Source organism: Methylorubrum podarium (assembly GCF_022179745.1).
GTDB lineage: Bacteria > Pseudomonadota > Alphaproteobacteria > Rhizobiales > Beijerinckiaceae > Methylobacterium > Methylobacterium podarium.
Genome location: NZ_BPRD01000329.1, coordinates 1 through 6,748 on the forward strand (window position 1 = coordinate 1; position 6,748 = coordinate 6,748).

Sequence of the window (6,748 nt, forward strand, 5' to 3'; positions counted from 1 at the left end):
GGTGACGCCGCCGAGCAGGCGCAGGCCCGGGACGACCTCGCCGAATACGTTCAGCTCGACGCCGCGGTTCCGCTGACGGCCGCTGACCGAGTAGATGCGGGTTCCAGGATCGGTGAAGGCGTTGGGCAGCTCGATCTCGAACGGTCCGATCCGCCGGGCGAGGTCCGCGACGGTGCGGCCGAACACCGGCATCAGCCGCTCGATCTCCGAGCGGCGCGAGCCCGGCAGGACCGCGAGGACCGGCGGGCGCCCCTCGCGGATGGCGGCCTCCTCGGGGGAGGGACGCAGCTCGGCCAGGCGCTCGATCAGCGGGTGGCCGACATAGGAGCAGGGGGGCCCGCCGAGGCGGCGATGCGCCTCCGGCTCGAAGGGGAGGAGGGCGAGCACGTGGTCGATGAAGGGCACCATGCCCTTGGCCCGCCAGGGCCGCCACGCCCAGACGCTCGGCGAGACGTAATCGACGATCGGCAGATCCGGCAGGCGCTTGCGGACGCGGGTGGCGACGGCGTGGGTGAAGCCGGGGCTGTCGATGATGACGAGCACGTCGGGTCGCCCCGCGACGACGTCGTCCACCGTCTCGCGGATGCGCCGCAGCAGGGTGCGGGCACGGGCGAGCACCGGCAGGTAGCCCATCACCGCCACGTCATCGATGGGGAAGAGCGAGCGGAAACCCTCCGCCTCCATCGCCTCGCCGCCGACGCCGCCGAGGGTCAGCGGCGCGGGCGAGAGGGCCCGCAGCGCCCGGATCAGCTTGGCGCCGAGCTGGTCGCCGGAATCCTCGCCCGCGACGAGCCAGATCCGCCGGTGCGTCACGGGGCGACCTCCACGCCGATCAGGAAGAGGCCCGCCGCATCCGCCGCGGCCACCGTCGCCTCGCCATCGATCACCAGGGTGTGGCCGGCGCCGATGGCGATGCCGGCGCAGCCCGCCTGCGCCGCCCGGCGCACGGTGCGCGGGCCGATGGCCGGCAGGTCGATGCGCAGATCCTGGCCGAGCTTCGGCAGCTTGACGAGGACCGTGCCCTTCGCGGGCGTGCCGCGGCCGAATGGCTTGCGGTTGAGCGCGCGGGCGCGGGCGAGCATGCGGTCCGTGCCCTCGGGCCCCTCGACGGCGATGATGCGCTCGGCGGCCACCACAGCCGCCTGCCCCACGTCGAACGGACTCAGGGCGCCGAGCATGGCCCGTCCCGTGGCGATCGACAGGATGGCGTCGGCATCCGGCTCCACCTTGCCGTGACGGCCGAGCCGGCCGAGCAGGTCGGGCGCGACCTCGTGGACGCCGAGCACCCGGTGCCCGTTCTCCTCCAGCAGCGACAGCACCGCCCGCAGGAGCCGGTCGTCGCCGCCGGCGAGGCTCTTCAGGATGTCGCGGTTGCGCACGGCGTGCGCCGCGTTGAGGAGGGCGGCCGGGCTCGGGCGGGTGACGCCGCCGGCCGGGACCACGGCGGAAGGCCCCCATTCCTTCAGGATGCGCAGGGTGCCGGGGATGTCGAGGAGATCGACCACCGCGTCGGCCCGCCGCCGCATCGCCCGCTCGGTGAAGCCGCGCACGGCGAGGATCCGGAACGGCCGGCGCGCCCGATCGAGGGAGGCCGCGACCAGTTCCGGCAGGTGGCCCGCACCGGCCACCAGGGCGAGGGGCCGGGCGGGATCGGTCACGGCGGGTCGCCTCAGGCCGCCGCGGCGACGGCGCGGGGCGTGCAGATCGAGCGCTTGCCGCCCTCGCGGATGAAGGCGAGGATCTCGTGGATCGCCGGATGGGTATCGAACTCGGCCGCCACGTCCTCGACGCGCTCCATCAGCGTGCCTTCCTGGGCGAAGAGCAGCCGGTAGGCCCGGCGCAGGGCGTGGATGTCTTCGCGCGAGAAGCCGCGGCGCTGGAGGCCGATGATGTTGAGACCGGAGAGGTAGGCCCGGTTGCCGAGCACCATGCCGTAGGGGATGCAGTCATTCTCCAGCCCCGAGAGGCCGCCGACGAAGGCGTGGTTGCCGACGCGGGCGAACTGGATCACCGCCGCGCCGCCGCCGAGGATGGCGTAGTTGCCGACGTGGCAATGGCCGGCGAGCATCACGTTGTTGGAGAAGACAACGTGGTCGCCGACCCGGCAATCGTGGCCGACATGGCTGTTGGCCAGGAAGGCGCAGCCGTTGCCGACCACCGTCTCGAGGCCGCCGCCGGCGGTGCCGGGATTCATCGTCACGCCTTCGCGGATCAGGCAATCGGAGCCGACGGCGAGCGTCGAGGGCTCGCCGCGGAATTTGAGATCCTGCGGCGGGTGGCCGATCGAGGCGAAGGGATAGATCTTGGTCCGCGCGCCGACCGTGGTCCGGCCGGCGACCACGACGTGGCTGATCAGCTCGCAGCCGTCGCCGAGCACGACCTCGGGTCCGATATGGCAGAACGGACCGATCCGCACGCCGTCCCCGAGCCGGGCGCCGTCCTCGACGACGCTGCTCGGGTGAATGCCTTCCCGCACCGCGCTCACTCCGTCACCAGCATGGCGCCGATCTCGGCCTGCGCCACGAGCGTGCCCTCGACGCGGGCCTCGCCGCGGAACCACCACATGGTCTTGCGCTGGTTCAGCTTCGTCATGTGGAAGCGGACCTGATCGCCGGGCACCACGGGCTTGCGGAACTTGCACTTGTCGATCGTCATGAAGAAGACCTGCTTGGTCTTCAGCTCGTCGCTCATGATGTGGCGGCAGCAGATCGCGCCCGCCGTCTGGGCCATGCCCTCGATCAGCAGCACGCCGGGAAAGACCGGAAGGCCGGGGAAGTGCCCGGTGAATTGCGGCTCGTTCGCCGTGACGTTCTTGATGCCGATGCAGCTCTCGTCCCGGTCGATCTCGATGATGCGGTCGATCATCAGGAAGGGATAGCGGTGGGGCAGCAGTTCCAGCACCTTCTGGATGTCGGCCGAACCCAGCTCCCGCGTCTCGCTCATCGATCCCAACGCTCCCCGCCCATGCCTGTCCGGCGGCATCCGCCGCGGGATCCGGTGCCTTTATCCGGTGAAGGCCGCCCTCTTCGGCAGAAAATCGGGCAGATGCAAGACTTTTGCGCGGGCAGGGACACGGCCGACGGCAGCAACACCAATCTCAACCTAGACGATCCGCCGATCCAGCCGGATGATCCGGCACGGGTCGCCCGCCTTGGCCGGGCCCGCATGGGCTGGGCGGATCAGCAGGGCCTCGCTGCTGCCGAGCACCGAGAGCATCGAGGAATCCTGGCGCGTCTCGGGGTGGACGACCGGCAGGCGGTCCGGCGCCGTGTCGAGGCGGGCGCGCAGGTAGTCCTGGCGAGCATCGTTCTCCGGCATGTCGCGGCCGAGGATCGCCGGCTCGCTGCGGTCCTCGTCCGCGCGCGGGTCGCCGAGGAGCGCCCGGATCGCCGGCACCACGAAGAGCAGGCCGCAGACGATCGAGGAAACCGGATTGCCCGGCAGGCCGATCACCGACATCGGGCCGAGTCGCCCGTGCATCAGCGGCTTGCCGGGGCGCAGGGCCACCCGCCAGAAGCCGAGTTCGAGCCCCTCGGCGCCGAGGGCCGCCTGGACGAGGTCGTGGTCGCCGACCGAGGCGCCGCCCAGCGTCACCAGAAGATCGGCCTCCGCCGCGCGCGCCCGGCCGACCGCCTCGCGCAAAGAGCCGAGATCGTCGCGAACGATGCCGAGATCGACGACCTCCGCGCCGGCCTCCAGGCTGAGGGCGCCCAGCGCGAGACCGTTCGAGGCGGTGATCTGGTCCCAGGCCGCCGGCTCGCCCGGCCGCACCAGCTCGTCGCCGGTCGCGAGCACGGCGACCCGCGGCCGGCGCCGCACCGGCAGCACGGCGTAGCCGGCGCTGGCGGCGAGCGCGAGGCGGCGCGCGTCGAGGGTGTCGCCCGCCCGCACCAGCGTCTCGCCCTCGCGGAAATCGAGGCCGGCCCGGCGCAGGAAGCGTCCCACCGCCGCCGGCTCGCGGGCGATCACGGTGTCGCCCTCGGCCGCGGCATTCTCCTGGATCAGGATCGCGTCGGCCCCCTCGGGCACCGGCGCGCCGGTGAAGATGCGCACCGCCTCGCCCGGCCCCAACGTACCGGAAAATCCGTGGCCGGCGGCGCTGGTGCCGATCAGGCGCAGGCGAGCCAGGGCGTTCGTCACGTCGGCGGCGCGCACGGCGTAGCCGTCCATGGCGGAGGCCGGGAAGGGCGGCTGGGTCCGCTGGGCAGTGAGATCGGCGGCCAGGGTCCGTCCGGCGCCCTGGGCGATAGGGATCTCTTCGACCGCCACCGGCCCGGGGATGGCGGCGAGGATCTTGTCCAGCGCCTCGGCGACCGGGAGCAGGCTCATGGCGCGGCGTTCCACGCGCCGGACTTGCCGCCTTCCTTCGACAGGAGGCGGATGCCCTCGATGCGCATGCCGCGGTCGGCGGCCTTCACCATGTCGTAGACCGTCAGGCAGGCCACCGAGACGGCGGTGAGCGCCTCCATCTCGACGCCGGTCTGGCCCTGCACCTTCACCTCCGCGGTCAGCCGCAGGCCGGGCAGGGAATCGTCGGGCTCGCAGGTCAGCCGCACCTTGGTGATCAGGAGCGGGTGGCAGAGCGGGATCAGCTCGTGGGTGCGCTTGGCGGCCATGATGCCAGCGAGCCGCGCGGTGCCGATGACGTCGCCCTTCTTGGCGTCGCCCTCGCGGATCAGCGCCAGGGTCTCCGGGCGCATCACCACCACGCCCTCGGCCACGGCCGTGCGCGAGGTCGCGGCCTTGTCGGAGACATCGACCATGTTGGCCGCGCCGGTCCGGTCGATATGGGTGAGGGCGGCGCCGCTCACCGGCCGGACTCCCCGAACAGCAGGGCCCTGGTCGCCGCGGTCACGTCGGCCTGCCGCATCAGGCTCTCGCCGACGAGGACGGTGTCGAGCCCGTGCTGCCTCAGCCGCTGCACGTCGGCGTGGGTGCCGATGCCGCTCTCGGCCACCGCGATCCGGTCGGCCGGGATGCCCGGCTTCAGGTGAATCGCCGTCTCGAACGAGACCTCGAAGGTCTTGAGGTTGCGGTTGTTGACGCCGACGAGCCGGGTGCCGAGCGGAAGCGCCCGCTCCAGTTCCGCGGCGTCGTGGACCTCGACCAGCACGTCCATGCCGAGGTCGTGCGCGGTCTCGGTGATGGCGGCGGCCTCCGCGTCGTCGAGGCAGGCCATGATGACGAGGACGCAGTCGGCGCCCCAGGCGCGGGCCTCGTAGACCTGATACGGTTCGAACAGGAAGTCCTTGCGCAGAACCGGCAGGTCGCAGGCCGCGCGGGCCTCGGTCAGGAACTCGGGCGCGCCCTGAAAGGAGGGCGTGTCGGTGAGAACCGAGAGGCAGGTGGCGCCGCCCGCTTCATACGCCTTCGCCAGCGTCGTCGGATCGAAATCGGCGCGGATCAGGCCCTTGGAGGGCGAGGCCTTCTTGATCTCGGCGATCAGCGCGGGGCGGTTTTCGGCGATGTGCCGGGCGATGGCATCGGCAAAGCCGCGGGGCGGCTCGGCCTTGGCCATCTGCTTCTCGAGCTTGGCCAGCGGCACGCGCAGTTTCGCCTCGGCGATCTCGCGGCGCTTGTAGGCCTCGATCCGCGCCAGCACGCTCGCCCGCTCGGGAGCGGTCGCGGCAGGCCCGATGGTCACGTCGGCCACGATGTCGTCCATCGGTCTGTCCTTGGAGGCGTTCCAGGCCGTCTATCACGCATTGGAGACGGCGACGAGGCGCGCGAGGGTCGCCCGCGCGGCGCCGGAATCGATCGCCGCTTGCGCCCGCGCGACGCCCTCGGCGAGCGAGCCGGCGGCCCCCGCCACGACGAGGCCGGCGCCCGCGTTCAGCACGGCGATGTCGCGGTAGGCGTTGCGGGCGCCCTCCAGCACGGCGCCGAGCGCGGCCGCGTTGTGCTCGGGGTCCCCTCCGCGCAGGTCGTCGAGGGTCGCGAGCGGCAGCCCGACCTCCCGCGGATCGATGGTGAAGCGCGAGAGCGCGCCGTCCTCCAGCGCGACCACCGCGGTCGGGCCGGTGGTGGTGATCTCGTCGAGCCCGTCCGAGCCGTGCACGGTCCAGACCCGGCGGCTGCCCAGCGTCGCCAGCACCCGCGTCAGCGGCTCGGCCCAGGCGGGCCGCGAGACGCCGAACACCTGCGCGGTGACGCCCGCCGGGTTCGAGAGCGGCCCGAGCATGTTGAAGATGGTGCGGAACGGCAGCTCGGTCCGCACCGGCGCGACGTGGCGCATGGCGCCGTGATGCGTCTGCGCGAACATGAAGCAGAGGCCGGCCTCCGACAGGCAGCGCGCCAGGGCTTCGGGCGGCAGGCCGATCTTCACGCCGAGCGCGGCGAGCACATCGGCGGCGCCGGAGCGGGAGGTGGCGGCGCGGTTGCCGTGCTTGGCCACCGGCACGCCGCAGGCGGCGGTGAGGAGCGCCGCCAGCGTCGAGACGTTGTAGCTGCCCGAATGGTCGCCCCCGGTGCCGACGATGTCGATGGCCCCCTCGGGCGCCGCCACGGGCAGCATCCGCGCCCGCATCGCCGAGACCGCGCCGACGATCTCGTCCTCGCTCTCGCCCCGCACCGACAGGGCGGTGAGGAAGGCGCCGGCCTGGATCGGCGTGACCTCGCCGGAGAGCAGGTCGTCGAAGGCGGCGCGGGCCTGGTCGCGGCTCAGCGGGGCACCGGACGCGACGGCTGCGAGGTGGGTCTTGAAGGCGTCCATCGGGATCGTGGCTCTGTTCGAGCCCTCTCCCCTCCG

Annotated in this window: 8 protein-coding genes; all 8 read right to left on the bottom strand. The window is 72.7% G+C overall.

Annotation, left to right across the window (positions count from 1 at the left end; all coding sequences use genetic code 11):
- A partial coding sequence (locus MFF42_RS16300) for a lipid-A-disaccharide synthase (protein WP_507763113.1) occupies positions 1–813 on the bottom strand: 813 nt, incomplete at its 3' end.
- Positions 810–1,658, bottom strand: coding sequence for an LpxI family protein (locus MFF42_RS16305; protein WP_238256683.1), 849 nt, complete (start codon positions 1,656–1,658; stop codon positions 810–812). The genes MFF42_RS16300 and MFF42_RS16305, both read right to left, overlap by 4 nt.
- Positions 1,659–1,669: 11 nt before the next feature.
- On the bottom strand, positions 1,670–2,476 hold the full coding sequence (gene lpxA, locus MFF42_RS16310; RefSeq protein ID WP_238256684.1) for an acyl-ACP--UDP-N-acetylglucosamine O-acyltransferase: 807 nt from the start codon (positions 2,474–2,476) through the stop codon (positions 1,670–1,672).
- Positions 2,477–2,481: 5 nt separating this feature from the next.
- Positions 2,482–2,943: a 3-hydroxyacyl-ACP dehydratase FabZ gene (gene fabZ / locus MFF42_RS16315; RefSeq protein ID WP_238256685.1), complete on the bottom strand. Its 462-nt coding sequence runs from the start codon at positions 2,941–2,943 to the stop codon at positions 2,482–2,484.
- A gap of 159 nt (positions 2,944–3,102) precedes the next feature.
- Positions 3,103–4,329: a molybdopterin molybdotransferase MoeA gene (locus MFF42_RS16320; RefSeq protein WP_238256686.1), complete on the bottom strand. Its 1,227-nt coding sequence runs from the start codon at positions 4,327–4,329 to the stop codon at positions 3,103–3,105.
- Positions 4,326–4,811 carry a cyclic pyranopterin monophosphate synthase MoaC gene (gene moaC / locus MFF42_RS16325; protein ID WP_283206889.1) on the bottom strand — a complete coding sequence of 162 codons (486 nt, stop codon included), beginning with the start codon at positions 4,809–4,811 and terminating at the stop codon, positions 4,326–4,328. The genes MFF42_RS16320 and moaC overlap by 4 nt, the downstream gene beginning before the upstream one ends.
- The gene (trpC, locus tag MFF42_RS16330; RefSeq protein WP_238256687.1) at positions 4,808–5,665 is read right to left on the bottom strand and encodes an indole-3-glycerol phosphate synthase TrpC; all 858 of its coding nucleotides are present in this window, start codon (positions 5,663–5,665) and stop codon (positions 4,808–4,810) included. Before trpC ends, moaC begins: the two co-directional genes overlap by 4 nt.
- A gap of 33 nt (positions 5,666–5,698) precedes the next feature.
- Complete coding sequence (gene trpD / locus MFF42_RS16335; protein WP_238256689.1) at positions 5,699–6,712, bottom strand: anthranilate phosphoribosyltransferase; 1,014 nt, start codon at positions 6,710–6,712, stop codon at positions 5,699–5,701.
- Positions 6,713–6,748 lie beyond the last annotated feature (36 nt).